The following is a 16205-nucleotide window of genomic DNA, read 5'->3' on the forward strand; positions in this document are numbered from 1 at the left end:
GAGACCTGGCCCTAGCGCGGGTCGGAGACCGTCCCCAGGAACAGCGGCAGCCCCGTCTCCTCGTGGACGATCTGGTAACCGAAGGGCCGGTCGAAGGAGATCCTCGCCTCGGGCGGCATCGGAGCGCTCGTCGCCATCGCGAACTGCGTCACCGCCGCGGCGACCGTCCCCTTCTCCGCCACCGTGATGGTGGCCACCTGCGCAGCGCCCGCGACGACGGAGCCCGGCTGGATGGCATGGAAATCGGCGTCGGGCCCGAAGGACTCGGAGAGCCCGACAGCGGCCAGCGACTCCCGGAGGTCCAGCTCGAACCCGTGGTCCCACCTCGGCAGCGCCACGTCCACCCGGACGACCTCGGCTGCATCGAGCAGCTCCGCCATGTCGAGGAACTCCTGCCCGGTCCATCGCGCCGGTGATCCGTCCGCGGGCAGCAGGAGCCGCAGGAAGAAGCCCTGGCCATAGGGCAGGTCGAGCCCGGACCAGCCATCCGCCGCCACGTACCGCACCGTCCGCGTCCCGTGCATCATCGGGACCCCCACTGCGCTGCCATCGGCCAGCAGGAAGTCCTGGTCGAAGGTTCCGGACGGATCGAAGGGCTCGTCCCAGGCCGCCGCGAAGTAGACGGTGGTGAGCAGGGACAGCGTTGTGGCCGCACCGACCTCGAGCGGGGCCTTCCCGACCCGTCCGCCCGTCTCCCTCGACACCCACTCGTCGATGCGTGCCGCCGTCGACGGGTCTCCGAAATCGACTTCATGGACGCCTGCCCCGTAGTGCCGCGCGAGCGTGTCGAGGAAGCGCTCGCCGGTGGTTCCGGCCGCGGGAACGAACATCGCACTCGCGAGGTGCACCAGGGGCTTCTCGGGGGGATCCTCCTCGTCGACGCTCCCCGGATCACCGTCGAAGCTCTCCATGCGCGCCAGGAGGGCGTTCATCGCCTCGTGGTGCTCGGCCGGCAGCCCGAGCACGGCATCCATCTCCGCGGCCGTCGTGCTCCCGGCTCCGGCCCGCAGCAGGGACAGGGCGTGGAGCGCACCGAGCGGGCTGGTGACCTGGTCGGCAGCGGGATCGGCGGTCATCGCGGCACCGAGGCCGAAGGAGGACCGCAGGAGAGCGTCCTGCGCCTCGGGGAAGCGGCGCCCGTCGATGGCGACCCGATCGACGGGCGCCGGCTGCTGCTCGCGCTGATGGTCCATCCGCTCCCCCTCGTGTGATGTCCCCACGGTAGGTGCACTTCCTGCCGAGGGCCATGGGTATCGGCGAACCATCCGGTCACGTCGGCCCGACGACGGCACTCCCTGGTTCAGTCGCGCGCGGGCTTCGGGATGGTCCGGCTGCGGCCCCGGAATTCGGCGATCAGGGTGTGGCCGGCAGTGACACGGATGTCGTAGATCCCGCTGCGGCCACTCCGGCTCACCTCCCTGCCGACGGCCGTCAGGGTCTGGCCCTCGAAGGCGGGTGCCACGAAGTTGATGTCGGCACCGGAGGCCACCGTGATGGTCGCGGGACCGGCGTCGCGATCGGCCTCCGGATCGTTGCAGGCGAGGGCGAAGCACGTGTCGGCGAAGGCGAAGATGATGCCGCCATGGGCCATGCCGAAGCCGTTCACCATCTCCTCCCGGACGATCATGGAGATCTGCGCGTCACCGAACAGGGCCCGGTCGACGTCGATACCGAGCCACTGCGAAGCTCTGTCCTGCTCGAGGATGGGGTGGGTGTGCGGCATCGACGGGTCCCTTCGGAGGGTGGTGGAGGTGTTCGGTTCCCGGACGGGCAGGAGGCCGGCCTGCCCGCTGTCCGCCCGACGAGGTCCCCGTTCGCTGCAGCGCCGATCGGGTGCGTCAGGACGTGCACCTGCTGTGGTCATTCCTGCACCCTACGTCGCGAGTCCCTCGGCGATCATCCGGTCGACGGTGCCGCGCACCCGGCACTCGGTGGCCTTCGGCAACCGGCTGGCGCTAGGCTCTGGACGTGACCCAGAACACCTCAGCTCCCGTCCCCTCCTCCAGCGAGCAGCCAGCACGGCGGTCCACGGCCATCGACGCCGTCGCCACCTCGTACTACGAGACCCTCCTCGAGCTGATACCCAACTTCGCCACCGAACTGGGCATCCCCGGCCACGAGACCGAATACCAGGACTACTCGCCGGCCGGCATCGAAGCCCTCGCCGAGGCCGCCCGCAACACCCTGCGACTGCTCGAGGGCCTCCAGCCCGCCGACGACGTCGACGCCGTCACCCTCGACGCGATGCGCGAACGGCTCGGGCTGGACCTCGAGATCCACGAGGCGGGCTACAGCTTCGCCGAACTGAACAACATCGCCTGCCCGGCCCAGGACATCCGGGCGATCTTCGACCTCATGCCCACGGCCACCGCGGAGGACTGGGGCAACATCGCCGGCCGCATGGCCAACGTCCCCGGCGCGATCGAGGGGTACATCTTGTCCCTGCGCGCGGGCCGCGAGCGCGGTCACGTCGCTGCCCGGCGCCAGGTGGAAATCGTCATCGAGCAGTCCGCCAAGTACGCGGAGGACGGCGGATTCTTCGACTCGCTCGGCACCACGGAGCGTGGGGACGACGGCGAGCTGCCGGCGCCGGTGCGCGAGCAGCTCCGCGCCGGAGCGGAAGCCGCCCGTGGCGCCTACCGCTCCCTCGCATCGTTCCTGCAGGACGACCTCCTGCCCACCGCACCGGAGAAGGACGCCGTCGGGCGCGAGCGCTACGCCCTGATGTCGCGCGTGTTCCTCGGTTCCGCCGTCGACCTCGAGGAGACGTACCAGTGGGGCGTCGAGGAGCTCGATCGCGTCATCGCCGAACAGGAGGCCGTGGCGAACGAGATCCGCGAGGGTGCGTCGATCGAGGAGGCCATGCGGATCCTCGACGAGGATCCCGCCCGCCAGCTGCACGGCACCGACGCGCTTCAGGCATGGATGCAGGATCTCTCGGACAGGGCCGTCGACGCGCTGGCCGGCGTGCACTTCGACGTCCCGGACGTGATGCGCCGGCTCGAGTGCAGGATCGCCCCGACCAACGAGGGCGGCATCTACTACACGGGCCCCAGCGACGACTTCTCCCGCCCGGGCCGCATGTGGTGGTCCGTGCCGGAGGGCGAGGACTCCTTCACCACGTGGAAGGAGACCACCACCGTCTACCACGAGGGCATCCCGGGCCACCACCTGCAGGTCGCCACGGCGACCTACCAGCGTGCACTCCTGAACCCCTGGCGCCGCAATGCCATCTGGGTGTCGGGGCAGGGCGAGGGCTGGGCGCTCTACTCCGAGCGGCTCATGCAGGAACTGGGTTTCCTCGCCGACCCGGGAGACCGCCTCGGGATGCTCGACGCGCAGCGTATGCGCGCCGCCCGCGTCGTCTTCGACATCGGCGTGCACCTCGAGCTGGAGATCCCGGAACGCTGGGGCGAGGGGACCTGGACGCCGGACAAGGGCTACGACTTCCTGAAGAAGAACATCGCCATCAGCGAGGGCCAGCTGAACTTCGAGTACACGCGCTACCTCGGCTGGCCGGGACAGGCGCCGTCGTACAAGATCGGCCAGCGCCTGTGGGAGCAGATCCGTGACGAGGTGCGCGCGAGCGAGGGCGACGCCTTCGATCTGCGGGCCTTTCATACGCGCGCCCTGAACCTCGGCTCCGTGGGACTCGACACGCTGCGCCGGGTACTGGTGTCCGCCTCGTAGTTCCCCGTGACCGGCGGGCGGGATCACCTCCGCCCGCCGGGCACAGCCGTCCGGCGGCTCCGGCTAACGATTCGGTGTACCCCTAACGATTGGGCGGCGTTCAGCGCGACGGCGGCGCTTTTCCCTGAGGGCAGGCGCACTATGGGTGCACCTATCCAGCTCTACAAGGTGGTGCGCTATGAACAGATCGCGCCTGACGGGGAGATTCTCCGCCACACTCGCCGCACTCGCCCTCGCTGCAGGCCTCGGCCTCGCAGGGGGACCGCCGGCATCCGCCGCATACTGCGGCATCACCTGGGGTTCGACGGCGGAGACCGCCGGCACCCTGTCCTCCGCTCCCATCATCAACGTCCGTTCCGGCCGGCACGACTGCTTCGATCGGCTCGTGATCGACGTCAGTGGGCCTGTGAACGGCTACACCGTCCGATACGTCGACGCAGTCCGTAGCGACGGATCCGGGTTCGTCGTCCCGGTGCGCGGCGGGGCTCGCCTCTCCGTGGTCGTGAAAGCTCCCGCCTATCGGAACGGGGTCGCTACGTACACCTTCGCCAACGGCCGCGAGCTCGTGAACGTGACGGGCTACTCCACCTTCCGCCAGGTCGCATGGGCTGGAAGCTTCGAGGGGCAGACGACGCTCGCACTCGGGGTCAGGGCACGGCTCCCCTTCCGTGCCTTCGTCATACCCGGTTCCGGCACCGCCTCGAGGGTGGTGGTCGACGTCGCCCACTACTGGTGACAGATTCCTGCCGGTCCCGTCCCGCTGCAGTGCCGGGACCGGCAGGCACGCCACCGTTCCACCCGCCCCGTGCACTGCCGCCTAGGCTTGGTCCATGACCCTCCGCCTGATCCTCGCCTCGAAGTCCCCCGCCCGCACGAAGCTGCTGGCCGAGGCGGGGATCCGGCACTCCGTCCTGGTGTCCGACGTGGACGAACCGGCCGTCGTCGCCTCCTACGGGACGCTCGACGCCCACGACACCTCCCTGCTCCTGGCACGCGCGAAGGCCGAGGCCGTCGCGGCACTGCCCGAGGCCGACGACACCCTCGTCATCGGCTGCGACTCCGTCTTCGAGTTCGACGGCGAGGCGCACGGCAAGCCCTACGAGCCGTCGGTCGCCGTGGAGCGGATCCGCCGCATGCGCGGGCGGTCCGGCGTCCTGCACACGGGCCACTGGCTCGTGGACACGCGCGACGGCGGATCCGGTGCCACGATCGGCGCCGTCTCCTCCGCGACGGTCCACTTCGGCGCGATGTCGGACGCGGAGGTCGAAGCGTACGTCGCGAGCGGCGAGCCGCTGCAGTGTGCCGGATCATTCACCATCGACGGGCTCGGCGGTGCCTTCATCGACCGCGTCGACGGCGACCCGCACGCCGTGGTCGGGCTCAGCATCTCCACGCTGCGCGCCCTCCTGCAGTCCGCGGGAGTAGCGATCACGGACCTGTGGGCGCCGTCCGTGACCTTGTAGGTTCCCTACAAAAGAATGGCGGACAACACTCCCCATCGCCACGATTTCTGGGCGGAAGCTCCAAAACCGGGCTAGGCTCCGGACTGAGAAGAAGGAGTTCGACGCCCCATGAGCCAGTCCCCCCCTGCCCCGTCCCCCGCCCTACCCGACAGTGAGCCCGACGGGCGGCTGCACCACCGGGTGACGAAGGTCCTGGTGGCGAACCGGGGGGAGATCGCCGTGCGCGTCATTCGCGCAGCCCGGGACGAGGGCATCGCGTCGGTCGCCGTGTACGCGGACCCGGATCGCGACGCGCTGCACGTGCGCATGGCCGACGAGGCCTTCGCGCTCGGCGGGGAGACGGCCGCGGAGTCCTACCTCGTGATGGACCGGATCCTCGAGGCGGCGCAGCGCAGCGGTGCCGATGCCATCCACCCCGGTTACGGCTTCCTGTCGGAGAACGCGGAGTTCGCGCAGCGCGTCATCGACGCCGGGATCACCTGGATCGGCCCGTCCCCGCACTCGATCTCCCAGCTGGGCGACAAGGTCCAAGCCCGCCACATCGCGGCCCGGGTCGGTGCTCCCCTGGTACCCGGCACCAAGGATCCCGTGGCGTCCGTGCAGGAAGTCGTCGACTTCGCGCAGGAGTTCGGACTGCCTATCGCCATCAAGGCCGCCTTCGGTGGCGGCGGTCGCGGGATCAAGGTGGTTCGCAGCCACGAGGAGATCCCTGAGCTGTTCGACTCGGCTGTCCGCGAGGCCACAGCCGCGTTCGGCCGCGGTGAGTGCTTCGTGGAGCGGTTCCTCGACGCCCCACGGCACGTCGAGACCCAGTGCCTCGCCGACGCGCACGGGAACGTGGTGGTCGTGTCCACCCGTGACTGCTCGCTCCAGCGCCGCAACCAGAAGCTGGTCGAGGAGGCACCCGCGCCCTTCCTCTCGGACGAGCAGAACGAGCGGCTCTACGAATCCTCGAAGGCGATCCTCCGCGAGGCCCGCTACCAGGGCGCCGGCACCTGCGAGTTCCTCGTGGGCCAGGACGGAACGATCTCCTTCCTCGAGGTCAACACACGCCTCCAGGTGGAGCACCCCGTCTCCGAGGAGGTGACGGGCCTCGATCTCGTGCGCGAGCAGTTCCGCATCGCCCGCGGCGAGGAGCTCGGTTACGGCGACCCCGAGGTGCGGGGACATTCCTTCGAATTCCGGATCAACGGGGAGGACGCCGGCCGCGGCTTCATGCCGGCGCCCGGTACGGTGCAGACCCTCACGCTGCCCACGGGTCCGGGTATCCGCGTGGACTCGGGCATCGAGGCCGGCGAGGTCATCGGCGGGAACTTCGACTCCATGCTCGCCAAGCTGATCGTCAGCGGCGCCAGCCGTGAGCAGGCGCTGCAGCGTGCGCGCCGCGCCCTCGCCGAGATGGTCATCGAGGGCATGCCCACCGTGCTCCCCTTCCACGCCGCCGTCGTCGCCGACCCCGCCTTCGCACCGGCCGAGGGGCCCTTCTCGGTCCACACCCGCTGGATCGAGACCGGGTTCACCAACACCATCGAGCCCTGGCAGGGTGCGCCCGACCCGGCGTCCGACGAGGATCTCCGGCAGCGCGTCACCGTCGAGGTCGGCGGGCGCCGCCTCGAAGTGGTCCTGCCAGCCGGGCTCGGCGCAGCGTCGAACGGCAAGGCCGGCGCCCCGGCGAAGTCGAAGAAGTCCTCGCGTGCGCGTGGCGGCAAGTCCACCGCCGTGAGCGGCGACGAGCTGACCTCCCCCATGCAGGGGACGATCGTGAAGGTCGCGGCAGCTGACGGCGACGTCGTGGCCGAGGGCGACCTGATCGTGGTGCTCGAAGCCATGAAGATGGAGCAGCCGCTGACGGCCCATAAGGCCGGAACGCTGACAGGTCTCGCGGCAGCGCCCGGAGACACGGTCTCCGCCGGGTCGGTCATCGCCTCGATCCGGGACTGACCGGCAGGAGAGGAGTCGGGGAGGACCCGTCACCGGAGGAGGTCAGTTGCCTCCGTTCTCGCCCTTGCCCTTGTCGCGGGCCCTCTCCGCCGCCTTCTCGGCAGCCTCCCTGGCCTTCTCCTCGGCCTTGCGCTGCTGCTCGGCCGGGTCCGCCGCATTGCCTCCGCTGTTGCCCGGTGCAGGATCCGCCCCGGTGTCCTCCGAGCCCGTATCCCCGCTCTCCCCGTCGCCCTCCCCGTCACCCTCCTCGACGGGGGCGGGTACCGGTGCCGTCGGTTCCGTGGTCTCGGCCGGTGCGGTCGCGGGTGCGGGATCAGCGGGCTCCTCCGCCGGGGCCGGGTCTGCCGGCGCCTGCTCGGCAGGATCCTCGCCGGTCGCTCCATCCTCAGGTGCTTCCCCGTCAGAAGCGTCGTCGCTCGGCGCCGGGACAGGAGGTGTCGCGTCCGCCGGGACCTGTCCGGCGTCGAGGGACGCTACAAGGGCGTCGATCCGCATCCCGATGAGCGTGGCCCTGTCCTCCGTGACGGCGCCTGCCGCACGGGCGTCGTCGACCTCGCCCTTCAGCCTCTGCGCGAGGACGATCGCGCCGGCGGGGTCACCGGCAGCAGCCGTCGAGGCGATGGTCCGCACCTCGGCCTGGAAGTCCCCGGCCGTCCCGGCGTCGATGGCCTCGCTTCCGCACCCCGCCAGCAGGAGTACTCCAGCGGCCAGCACGGCGAATCTGGTCTCGAGGCCCATCCTCATCGCTGCACGCTTTCGTAGAGTTCCTGGAGTTTCTCGCCGGGCTCACCGGACACGGCCGGCAGCGGTTCGACGTCGGGCGACGACGTGCCGCCGGACAGGGTCATGAAGGCCCAGATCCCCGCCGCCACCAGAGCGAGCAGCAGCACGGCGAACAGCACCGGAAGGGCTGGGCGACGACGCCCGGCCGGCCGGTGCACGGACGACGGCACCTCGCCGTCCGCTCGCCTCGACGGCTCCGCCGGGTCCGTCCCGACCGGGCCGGACAGACCGCGCGCCGTGCGACCAGGGGATGGCCCCGTTCCTGGAGCCAGAGCCGCAGCGGACGTCGGAGCGGTGTGCGCCACGGCTCGCTCCGGCTCAGCCGTCGTACCCGTGGGAGGACCTGCCACGCGCGTCGCGGTGACAGCCTGCGGGATCCGCGCCGTCCCGTCGACGGTTCCCGGCGACGATGCCGCCGGCCCCGTACCGGAGCCGACGGCGCCGGGCAACGCCATGGCTGCGGTCGGCGGGTCGTCGACGGGGGCGGCCCGGGTCGCGGGGGCCTCCGCCGGCCGCTGGGGACCCATCGCCGTCAGTGCCCGTACCACTCCCGCGGCGTCGGTCCGGTCCGCGGGATCATCGAGGGTCATGGAGACCAGGAGCGCGGACAGCGCCGAGCCGGCGCCATGGGGGATGGACGGACTCCGGTGGAGGCGAGCCAGCGCGCTCTCGACGCCCGTGCCCGGGAAGGCCCTCTCACCCGTCAGCGCCTCGATCATCACGAGCCCCAGCGAATAGACGTCGGAGGGCTGCCCTACGCCGTCGCCGCGGGCCTGCTCGGGGCTGAAGTAGGCCGCGCTGCCGATCACCTGGCCGGTCGCGGTCATCCGGCCGCCGTCGAAGAACCGGGCGATGCCGAAATCCGTGAGGAGGTAGCGGAACAGGCCGCTCTGGGGGTCGGCAGGGCGGGTGAGGATGTTCGACGGCTTGATGTCCCGGTGCACGATGCCGCGGCCGTGGATGTAGTGCAGCGTCCGTGCGAGGTCGAGCGCCATGAGCCGGACCTGCTCGCGGCCCATGCTCCCGGAGGCCTTCAGGAGGACCCCGAGATCCGGGCCCTTCACGAGCTCCATCACGAGGTAGGTGCTGTCGCCTGCGTCGTCGCCGTTGTCCATGTCGAGTACGCGCACGAGCCCCGGGTGGTCGAGCCCTGCGAGCATCCGCGCCTCGGCGGATCCCCGTTCGAGGCCGTCGGCGGTCCCGGGACGGAAGAGCTTCACGGCGACGTCCCGTTCGAGGCGCGTGTCGCGCGCCGCGAACACCTCCGCCATGCCGCCCGTACCGACCCGCTCCCCGAGGGCGTACCGCCCGGCCAGCGCCTGCTTCTCCATGCCACCCGCTCCCGCTACCCCGAATCGTCCGGCTCCCGGGCGCGCGCAGTCCACGCACCCCTGATTGATAAGCCGGCTTCCCATCCAGTGTACGGCGGGCACCGGCGACGGGCATGCGGCGGTACCGCGGCTCCGGCGGAACGACGACGGCGCCGCACCCGGTGGGTACGGCGCCGTCGGTTACGGCAGGCGCGGAGATCAGGCCACGTTGTTCTCGTAGTCGTGATCACGCGTCTCACGCGAGATGTAGAGCGCGATGAAGGTGGCGACGGCGGCCACGGTCAGGTAGGCGCCCACCAGCACGGTGCTTCCCCCGGCCGCCTGCCAGAGAGCGACGGCGATGAACGACGCCGGCGCGGCGCCGATCATGCTCGAGACGTTGTACGCCACGGCGGAGCCCGTGTAGCGCACGTTCGCAGGGAACAGCTCCGGCAGCACGGCGGCCATCGGCCCGAACGTCAGCCCCATGAGGATGAATCCGAGGATCAGGAGTGCCATGGCGCCGATCGTCCCTGCCCCGAAGAGCGGAGCCCAGAGGAGTCCGAAGACTGCGATACCGACCGTCGTCGCGAGGAGCATCTTGCGGCGTCCGAAGCGCTCGGCCAGCGGACCGGACACGACGGTGAAGATACCGAAGAACACGACGCCGATGATCAGCATCCACAGGAAGTCGGTGCGCGCCATCCCCAGACCGGGGACGAACGCCGCGGCCTGGGCCTCGGTGAACGTGCCGCCGGCGGCCTCGGCCTTCGCCCGGGCCTGCTCCAGGCTCGACGGTGCCGTGCCGTAGGTCAGCGTGAACGCCGTCATGAAGTAGAAGAGGACGTAGGTGGCGAACATGATGAAGGTGCCGAGGATCAGGCGGCGCCAGTGGAGGCGGAAGGTCGTGCCGAGCGGGACCTTCACCACCTTGCCGGTCTTCTGGACCTTCTGGAAGGACGCGCTCTCGATCAGCTTGAGCCGCACGTAGAGGCCGATGATGACCATGACGGCACTCAGCAGGAACGGCACACGCCAGCCCCAGGCGAGGAACTCCTCCGGGCTGAGCGTGGTGCTGAGCAGCACGAACAGCAGGTTGGCCAGGATGAAGCCGATGGGCGCCCCGAGCTGCGGGAAGGTGCCGTAGACGGCCCGCTTGCCCTCGGGAGCGTTCTCGGTGGCGAGCAGCGCAGCACCGCTCCACTCACCGCCCAGCGCGAGGCCCTGGAGGAATCGGAGCACCACCAGGAGCAGCGGCGCGAGGAAGACCCATCCCGGGTTGGTCGCGGCCGGCAGGAGTCCGATGAGGAAGGTGGCGATGCCCATGGTCAGGAGTGAGGCGACCAGGGTCGCCTTGCGCCCGATCTTGTCGCCGAAGTGGCCGAAGACGATGGAGCCGAGCGGACGCGCGACGAACGCGACGCCGAAGACGGCGAACGAGCTGAGGAGCTGGTTCGCGTCGCTCTGGTTGGGGAAGAACAGCGCCGGGAAGACCAGGACGGCGGCCGTGGCGTAGATGTAGAAGTCGTAGAACTCGATCGTCGTGCCGATGAGGCTGGCGAAGATCACCCGGCCCCTGCTGTTCAGGGGCGTGGTTGTCCCGCTGGCACCAGCGGAAGTGGAGGAGGTCATGGCGGCGGCTTTCTCGGACGAGGCGCCGCCGCCAGGTGCACGGAGCCCTCGCGGCACGGCGCCCGTGCTTCGGTTTGAACCCCAATATCAGATCACCGGCGTCCAGCACGTGGATAAGCGTGTCCACCATGCGGACGCCGGGAACCTCCCGCCGGCGGGCCTAGAGGTGCACGTGCAGGCGCCGCGCCGCCTCGGAGATGGACCCGGTCAGCGAGGGGTACACCGTGAACGTGTTGGCGACGTCGTCCACGTGCAGCTTCTTGGTGACGGCGAGCGCGAGCGGGAAGATCAGCTCGGACGCGCGGGGACCGACGACGACGCCGCCGATCACGGTGCCGGAGCCCTTGCGCGAGATCACCTTCACGAAGCCGTCCCTGACGTTCATCATCTTTGCGCGGGCGTTGGTGTGCAGGGAGAGCTTCACGACGTCCCCCTGGTACCGCCCGGACGCGATGTCCTCCTCGGTCACGCCCACCGTGGCGATCTCCGGCGAGGTGAAGATGTTCGACGCGACCTGCTTGAGCTTGATGGGGCTCACCGAATCACCCATGAGGTGGGCGATCGCGATCCTGCCCTGCATCGCCGCGACAGAAGCCAGGGCGAAGACGCCCGTGCAGTCGCCGGCGGCGTAGACATTGGGCGCGGTGGTGCGGGAGACGCCGTCGACCTGGATGTGGCCGGACTCCCCGACCGCGACGCCGGCATCCTCGAGGCCGATGCCCGCCGTGTTGGGCACGGCACCGACGGCAACGAGGCAGTGGCTGCCCTCGACCGTCCGGCCGTCCGACAGGTGGACGACCACGCCGTCGTCCGTCCGGTTCACGGCATCGGCGCGTGACCGGGACAGGACGGTCATGCCGCGGTCCTTGAACACGCCCTCGAGGACCTCGGCGGCGTCGGCGTCCTCACCGGGGAGCACCCGATCACGGCTCGAGATCAGGGTGACCTTGGAACCGAGGCCGTTGTAGGCGCTGGCGAACTCGGCTCCGGTGACCCCGGAACCCACCACGATCAGGTGCTCGGGGATCTGCCGGAGGTTGTACAGCTGCGTCCAGTTGAAGATGCGTTCGCCGTCGGGCATGGCACTCGGCAGTTCGCGCGGCGTCGAGCCCACGGCGAGGAGGACGGCGTCCGCCTCGATGACGGAGGTCTCGCCCTCCGACTCGACCTCGAGCCGGTGGTTGTCGAGCAGCTTGCCGGTGCCGATGATGACGCGGACGCCGAGACGCTCGAGCGTGGCACGGATGTCGGAGGACTGTTCCACGGCGAGCTTCAGCAGCCGCTGGTTGACCCTGTCGAGATCCGCGAAGACCTTGCTGTCCGCGGAGAAGTGGACGCCGAGCCCGCTCGCGTCGGTGAAGCGCGTCATCGTGTCCGCCGTGGCGATGAGGGTCTTGGACGGCACGACGTCCGTGAGGACCGCCGATCCGCCGAGGCCCTGGCGCTCGACGATGGTCACCTTCGCTCCGAGCGAGGAAGCGACCATGGCCGCTTCGTAGCCGCCGGGCCCTCCGCCCAGGATGGCCAGGCGCAATGAGCTGAAATCGAGTTGATTGGTCACGCGTTCGATTATCGCCCATGCCACCGACACCCCGAAACGGCGGATGCCCCTGCCGTGGGGCTTCGTGGGGTGCCTCGGCCGGTGGTCCGGTCTTTCACCAGAGGGTAAGTTGGATCGGTGACTTCTGATCCTTTTGACCTGGCCCGCGACGCTGCCGACCATATCGCCCGCGTTACCGGCATCGACCGGCACGACACCGCTCTCGTCCTCGGATCCGGCTGGGGAGAGGCGGCCGAACTGATCGGCGAGACCACCGCCACCCTCGACGCCGCCGACATCCCAGGGTTCACCGCACCCGCCGTCGTCGGCCACACCGGCACCATCCGCTCCGTCCTCACGCCGAACGGCAAGCGCGCCCTCGTCCTGGGCGCCCGCACCCACTTCTACGAGGGCAGGGGCGTCCGCGCCGTGGTCCATGGCGTCCGGACCGCAGCCGCCGCGGGTGCGACCACGATGATCCTCACCAACGGGTGCGGTGGGCTGCAGGAGCACTGGCAGCCGGGCACCCCGGTGCTCATCAGCGACCACATCAACCTGACGGCGTCCTCGCCGCTCGAGGGTGCCACGTTCGTCGACCTGACCGACCTCTACTCCTCACGCCTGCGCGCCCTCGCGCGCCAGGTGGACCCGACACTCGACGAGGGCGTGTACGCGCAGTTCACCGGTCCCCACTACGAGACGCCGGCCGAGGTGCAGTACGCGAAGCGCATCGGCGCCGACCTCGTGGGCATGTCGACGGCGCTCGAGGCCATCGCGGCACGGCACGCGGGCATGGAGGTCTTCGGCATCTCACTGGTGACCAATCTCGCCGCCGGCATCTCCCCCGTCCCCCTCAGCCACACCGAGGTCCTCGAGGCCGGCCAGGCCGCAGGGCCGCGCATCTCACGCCTGCTCGCCGACATCGTCGCCACGCTCTAGATCGAACGGGCTCCGACCGGACCCCGTACGCCAGCAGCACCGCAGGCACGCCCGTACGGCAGCCTCCGCCGATCCACGTTAGGGACCACCATGAGCACCTCGGAACTCGACATCCTCCTCGACACCGCCGACGCCTGGGCCGCTGCCGACCCGGATCCCCGGACGGCGGAGGAGCTCCGCACGCTCGTCGGCTCCGTGCGGTCCGCGGACGCGTCCGCCGCCGTGTCGGAGCAGGAGCTGCGGGACCGCTTCTCGGGTCCGCTCGCCTTCGGCACGGCCGGCCTGCGTGCGGCGCTCGGCGCCGGCCCCAACCGCATGAACCGCGTGGTGGTCCGCAGGGCCGCTGCCGGGGTCGCCGCCCACGCCGTCGGCCTCGCCGCCGGTGCCTACGCGCCCCGTGCCGTCGTCGGATTCGATGCCCGCCACAACTCCCGGATCTTCGCCGAGGAGACGGCGGCGATCTTCACCGCGGCCGGCATCGAGACCTTCCTGATGCCGCGTGAACTGCCCACGCCGGTGCTCGCCTACGCCATCCGCGCGCTGCACTGCGAGGTGGGCATCATGGTGACCGCGAGCCACAACCCTCCGCAGGACAACGGGTACAAGGTGTACCTGGGTGGACGGGCCGTCGAGGAGGATGCCCGCGGCGTCCAGATCGTGGCACCGCACGACGCCGGCATCGCCGCCCGCATCGCAGCGGTGGACACCGTCGACCTCGCCTCCGGGGGCTGGACCGTGCTGCCCGAGAGCATCGAGACGGACTATGTCGCCGCCGTGGCCGGCCTCGCCGACCCGGCGGTGACGGATCGCGACCTCAGGATCGTCCTCACTCCCCTGCACGGCGTGGGCGGGCGCACCGCGCGGGCGGTCCTCGCCGCCGCCGGGTTCGACGACGTCACCGTCGTCGAGCGCCAGGCCGAGCCGGACCCCGACTTCCCCACCGTCGCCTTCCCGAACCCGGAGGAACCCGGCGCCCTCGACCTCGCACTCGAGACCGCTGCCGAGGTCGGTGCGGATCTCGTGATCGCCAATGATCCCGATGCCGACCGCGTGGCACTCGCGGCTCGTGAACCCTCCACCGGCGCCTGGCGCATGCTGCGCGGCGACGAGGTCGGGACGCTCCTCGGCCTGCACCTCGCGGCCCGGCTCCCGGACGGCGACGGGACGGGCGCCGAGGGGACGCGCCACCGCGTCTTCGCGAACTCGATCGTGTCCTCCCGCCTCCTCGGGCGGATCGCGGCCGTGGCCGGCATCGACCACATGCAGACGCTGACCGGATTCAAGTGGATCGCCCGAGTGCGGGGCCTGTCCTTCGGCTACGAGGAGGCGCTGGGCTACTGCGTGGCACCGGAACTCGTCCGCGACAAGGACGGTATCTCCGCCGGCCTCCTGCTGGCCGAGCTCGCCGCCGCCACCAAGACCTCCGGCCGCACACTCTTCGACCTGCTGGACGACGCCTTCCTGGTCCACGGCCTGCACGCCTCCGACCAGCTCTCGGTGCGCGTCGGCAGCCTGGGTCTGCTCGGCGCGATGATGAACAGGCTGCGCGAGAACCCGCCGTCGTCGTTCGCCGAATCGGCGGTGAGCATCGCCGACGACCTCGCCCAGGGCTCGGCGCACCTGCCGCCCACGGACGGACTGCTGTACCTGACCCAGGACGAGACGCGGGTGATCATCCGCCCCAGCGGCACCGAGCCGAAATTGAAGTGCTACCTCGAGGTGGTGGAGCCCGTCGGCTCGGCCGCCGAGCTCGACGCGGCCAAGGGTGCCGCCCGTGTGCGCCTGGACGCCGTGAAACGCGATGTCGAGGAAGCCCTCGGCCTCTGACCCTCCCGCTCGCACCCGCTCGCACCCGATGGTCCGGACCGGAGGAATCGGGTGCGGCGACATGGAAAGATGGAGGCCATGCCTACCGATGCATCCCTTGCCTCCTACATCGACCACACGCTCCTGAAGCCCGAAGCCAGCCGTGAGCAGATCCTCACGGTATGCCGCGAGGCCGTCGAGTACTCGTTCAAGTCCGTCTGCGTGAATCCCCTCTGGGTGAGCACCGTGCGCACCGCGGTGAAGGGCAGCGGCGTCCTCACCTGCTCCGTCATCGGCTTCCCGCTCGGCGCCACCACGACCGAGGTCAAGGTCCTCGAGGCCCGCGGCGCCGTCGCCGACGGCGCCGACGAGATCGACATGGTCATCGACATCGCCGCGGCGCGGGCGGGCGACAGGGACGCACTCGTCCAGGACATCCTCGCCGTCGCCGACGCCGTGCACGAGCACGGCGCCATCCTGAAGGTCATCATCGAGACGTCGCTGCTCTCCGACGAACAGAAAGTGCTTGCGTGCGAGGCCGCTGTCGAGGCAGGCGCCGACTTCGTCAAGACCTCCACCGGCTTCAACGGTGGCGGCGCCACTGTGGAGGACGTCGCGCTGATGCGGAGGACGGTGGGCCCCGACCTGGGCGTGAAGGCCTCCGGCGGCGTGCGCTCGCTCGAGGATGCACGCGCCATGATCGACGCCGGTGCAACGCGTATCGGCGCGAGCTCCGGAGTCGCTATCGTTAAGGGAGAACAGGGCGCTGCAGGCTACTGACGGCGCAGCAGATCCATCACGCAAGGAGATCCAATGTCACACCCGACAAACGCCGAGAGCCAGCCCGCCCACGCCGGCAAGGGCCACCTCGTCGGCAACATCGTGTGGTTCGTGCTGATCTTCGGTGCGTTCCTGCTCAGCATGTACCTGCTGACGTGGTTCACGCCGCAGAACGTCTGGCCGATGGCCGTGATCGTCGTCGTCGCGTTCCTCGTCTTCTACATCCCCCAGGGCATCCTCGGGCGCGCCGACACCGGCTTCAACCTCGCCGAGGGCAACCGGACCGACGAGAAGGAGACCTCGACGAGCGTCAGTTCCTGA

14 protein-coding genes are annotated in these 16205 nt (G+C 70.3%); 8 read left to right on the forward strand and 6 right to left on the reverse strand.

The window, feature by feature from the left end:
• Positions 1-11: 11 nt before the first annotated feature.
• Together ACX80L_RS05500 and ACX80L_RS05505 are read right to left on the reverse strand one after the other, a co-directional pair.
• The gene (locus ACX80L_RS05500; RefSeq protein WP_459288222.1) at positions 12-1193 is read right to left on the reverse strand and encodes a serpin family protein; all 1182 of its coding nucleotides are present in this window, start codon (positions 1191-1193) and stop codon (positions 12-14) included.
• Positions 1194-1300: 107 nt separating this feature from the next.
• Complete coding sequence (locus ACX80L_RS05505; RefSeq protein ID WP_459269271.1) at positions 1301-1723, reverse strand: hotdog fold thioesterase; 423 nt, start codon at positions 1721-1723, stop codon at positions 1301-1303.
• Between the two features lie 245 nt (positions 1724-1968).
• On the opposite strand from ACX80L_RS05505, the gene ACX80L_RS05510 reads away from it, so the two are divergent.
• The 4 genes from ACX80L_RS05510 (at position 1969) to ACX80L_RS05525 (ending at position 7094) form a co-directional block, all read left to right on the forward strand.
• Positions 1969-3690 carry a DUF885 domain-containing protein gene (locus ACX80L_RS05510; protein ID WP_459288224.1) on the forward strand — a complete coding sequence of 574 codons (1722 nt, stop codon included), beginning with the start codon at positions 1969-1971 and terminating at the stop codon, positions 3688-3690.
• A gap of 178 nt (positions 3691-3868) precedes the next feature.
• A complete protein-coding gene (locus ACX80L_RS05515; protein ID WP_208740707.1) occupies positions 3869-4426 on the forward strand; it encodes an AMIN-like domain-containing (lipo)protein in 558 nt (185 codons plus the stop codon).
• Between the two features lie 94 nt (positions 4427-4520).
• Entirely contained in the window at positions 4521-5153 is a 633-nt protein-coding gene (locus ACX80L_RS05520; protein ID WP_459288226.1) for a Maf family protein, read from the forward strand.
• A gap of 108 nt (positions 5154-5261) precedes the next feature.
• The gene (locus ACX80L_RS05525) at positions 5262-7094 is read left to right on the forward strand and encodes an acetyl/propionyl/methylcrotonyl-CoA carboxylase subunit alpha (RefSeq protein ID WP_459269267.1); all 1833 of its coding nucleotides are present in this window, start codon (positions 5262-5264) and stop codon (positions 7092-7094) included.
• 42 nt (positions 7095-7136) lie between these two features.
• On the opposite strand, the gene ACX80L_RS05530 is transcribed toward ACX80L_RS05525, so the two are convergent.
• The 4 genes from ACX80L_RS05530 to ACX80L_RS05545 all read right to left on the reverse strand — a co-directional run bounded on the left by ACX80L_RS05530 (position 7137) and on the right by ACX80L_RS05545 (position 12380).
• The gene (locus ACX80L_RS05530; protein WP_459288228.1) at positions 7137-7838 is read right to left on the reverse strand and encodes a hypothetical protein; all 702 of its coding nucleotides are present in this window, start codon (positions 7836-7838) and stop codon (positions 7137-7139) included.
• Positions 7835-9208 carry a serine/threonine protein kinase gene (locus ACX80L_RS05535; protein WP_459288230.1) on the reverse strand — a complete coding sequence of 458 codons (1374 nt, stop codon included), beginning with the start codon at positions 9206-9208 and terminating at the stop codon, positions 7835-7837. Before ACX80L_RS05535 ends, ACX80L_RS05530 begins: the two co-directional genes overlap by 4 nt.
• 198 nt (positions 9209-9406) lie before the next feature.
• On the reverse strand, positions 9407-10819 hold the full coding sequence (locus ACX80L_RS05540) for an MFS transporter (protein WP_133082068.1): 1413 nt from the start codon (positions 10817-10819) through the stop codon (positions 9407-9409).
• Positions 10820-10979: 160 nt separating this feature from the next.
• Positions 10980-12380: an NAD(P)H-quinone dehydrogenase gene (locus ACX80L_RS05545; protein WP_208740702.1), complete on the reverse strand. Its 1401-nt coding sequence runs from the start codon at positions 12378-12380 to the stop codon at positions 10980-10982.
• Positions 12381-12497: 117 nt separating this feature from the next.
• On the opposite strand from ACX80L_RS05545, the gene ACX80L_RS05550 reads away from it, so the two are divergent.
• The 4 genes from ACX80L_RS05550 to ACX80L_RS05565 all read left to right on the forward strand — a co-directional run bounded on the left by ACX80L_RS05550 (position 12498) and on the right by ACX80L_RS05565 (position 16205).
• Positions 12498-13298, forward strand: coding sequence for a purine-nucleoside phosphorylase (locus ACX80L_RS05550; protein ID WP_459288232.1), 801 nt, complete (start codon positions 12498-12500; stop codon positions 13296-13298).
• A gap of 90 nt (positions 13299-13388) precedes the next feature.
• Positions 13389-15125, forward strand: coding sequence for a phospho-sugar mutase (locus tag ACX80L_RS05555; protein WP_459288234.1), 1737 nt, complete (start codon positions 13389-13391; stop codon positions 15123-15125).
• Between the two features lie 78 nt (positions 15126-15203).
• Positions 15204-15884 carry a deoxyribose-phosphate aldolase gene (gene deoC / locus ACX80L_RS05560; protein ID WP_459288236.1) on the forward strand — a complete coding sequence of 227 codons (681 nt, stop codon included), beginning with the start codon at positions 15204-15206 and terminating at the stop codon, positions 15882-15884.
• A 33-nt stretch (positions 15885-15917) separates the two neighbouring features.
• Positions 15918-16205 carry a hypothetical protein gene (locus ACX80L_RS05565; protein WP_133082063.1) on the forward strand — a complete coding sequence of 96 codons (288 nt, stop codon included), beginning with the start codon at positions 15918-15920 and terminating at the stop codon, positions 16203-16205.

It is taken from the genome of Arthrobacter sp. MDT1-48-3 (assembly GCF_054511015.1).

Excerpts from the sequence above, each read along its gene's own strand:
- ACX80L_RS05500 (WP_459288222.1), bottom strand. The coding sequence starts at position 1,193 with ATGGACCATCAGCGCGAGCAGCAGCCGGCGCCCGTCGATCGGGTCGCC.
- ACX80L_RS05505 (WP_459269271.1), bottom strand. The coding sequence starts at position 1,723 with ATGCCGCACACCCACCCCATCCTCGAGCAGGACAGAGCTTCGCAGTGG.
- ACX80L_RS05515 (WP_208740707.1), top strand. The coding sequence starts at position 3,869 with ATGAACAGATCGCGCCTGACGGGGAGATTCTCCGCCACACTCGCCGCA.
- ACX80L_RS05520 (WP_459288226.1), top strand. The coding sequence starts at position 4,521 with ATGACCCTCCGCCTGATCCTCGCCTCGAAGTCCCCCGCCCGCACGAAG.
- ACX80L_RS05525 (WP_459269267.1), top strand. The coding sequence starts at position 5,262 with ATGAGCCAGTCCCCCCCTGCCCCGTCCCCCGCCCTACCCGACAGTGAG.
- ACX80L_RS05530 (WP_459288228.1), bottom strand. The coding sequence starts at position 7,838 with ATGAGGATGGGCCTCGAGACCAGATTCGCCGTGCTGGCCGCTGGAGTA.
- ACX80L_RS05535 (WP_459288230.1), bottom strand. The coding sequence starts at position 9,208 with ATGGAGAAGCAGGCGCTGGCCGGGCGGTACGCCCTCGGGGAGCGGGTC.
- ACX80L_RS05540 (WP_133082068.1), bottom strand. The coding sequence starts at position 10,819 with ATGACCTCCTCCACTTCCGCTGGTGCCAGCGGGACAACCACGCCCCTG.
- ACX80L_RS05555 (WP_459288234.1), top strand. The coding sequence starts at position 13,389 with ATGAGCACCTCGGAACTCGACATCCTCCTCGACACCGCCGACGCCTGG.
- deoC (WP_459288236.1), top strand. The coding sequence starts at position 15,204 with ATGCCTACCGATGCATCCCTTGCCTCCTACATCGACCACACGCTCCTG.
- ACX80L_RS05565 (WP_133082063.1), top strand. The coding sequence starts at position 15,918 with ATGTCACACCCGACAAACGCCGAGAGCCAGCCCGCCCACGCCGGCAAG.